Source organism: Cellulomonas sp. IC4_254, assembly GCF_011603975.1.
In the GTDB taxonomy this organism is placed as follows: Bacteria; Actinomycetota; Actinomycetes; order Actinomycetales; family Cellulomonadaceae; genus Cellulomonas.
The window spans coordinates 1-1,036 of sequence record NZ_JAANNB010000385.1 but is presented as its reverse complement, the minus strand read 5'-3'; the positions used below and the strand labels follow the sequence as shown (position 1 = coordinate 1,036).

Annotated in this window: 1 protein-coding gene; it reads left to right on the top strand. The window is 77.0% G+C overall.

Annotated features, from left to right (window positions below; all coding sequences use genetic code 11):
* Positions 1–34: 34 nt before the first annotated feature.
* Positions 35–1,036, top strand: a 1,002-nt coding sequence (gene cofD / locus G6556_RS18935) for a 2-phospho-L-lactate transferase (protein WP_166944720.1), incomplete at its 3' end; no start/stop codon positions are given.

Here is a 1,036-nt window from a genome sequence, read left to right as displayed (position 1 = left end):
GCCCCCGGCCCGAGCCGGTCCCCGAAGGAGCACGATGAGGATCACCGTCCTGTCCGGCGGCGTCGGCGGCGCCCGGTTCACCCGCGGCCTGCTGGCCCTGCTGCGCGACCGGCTGCCCGACGGCCGGGGCGGCACGACCGCCGAGGTCACCGTCGTCGCCAACACCGGCGACGACATGTGGCTGCACGGCGTCCGGGTCTGCCCCGACCTCGACACCCTGATGTACACGCTCGGCGGCGCCGTGCACGAGGAGCAGGGCTGGGGCCGGCGCGAGGAGACCAGCAGGGTCAGCACCGACCTCGCGGCGTACGACGTCGGCTGGGACTGGTTCACGCTCGGTGACCTCGACCTGGCGACGCACCTGGCGCGCACCCAGTGGCTCCGGGAGGGCCGCACGCTGTCCGAGGCGACGGCGCTGCTGTCGCGCCGGTGGGGGCTGGCGGAGCAGGGCGTGCGCCTGCTGCCGATGGCCGACGAGCCCGTCGAGACGCACGTCGTGGTGGCCGACCCGGACGGGGGCCCGGGGGCGGAGCGGACCATCCACTTCGAGGAGTGGTGGGTCCGGCACCGCGCCGCGCTGCCCGCCCTGCGGTTCGTCCAGGTCGGGCTCGAGCGCGCGGACGCCGCGCCCGGCGTGCTGGACGCCATCGCTTCCGCCGACGTCGTGGTCGTCCCGCCGTCGAACCCCGTCGTGTCCGTGTCGACGATCCTGGCCGTGCCGGGCGTGCGCGCCGCGCTGGCGTCGACCGCCGCGCCGGTGGTCGGCGTGTCCCCGATCGTCGGCGGCGCGCCCGTGCGCGGGATGGCGGAGCAGTGCCTCGCCACGATCGGCGTCGAGGCCACGGCCGAGGCGGTCGCGCGGTTCTACGGGCGCCGCGACGACGCCGCCCGGACCGGCGCCGAGGCCGGCGTGCTCGACGCGTGGCTGGTCGACACCGTCGACGCCGAGGCCGCGGAGAAGCTCGCCGCCGACGGCTGGCTCACGACGGCGCGGCCGACGCTGATGACGGACGTACCGGCGACGGCCCGGATCGCG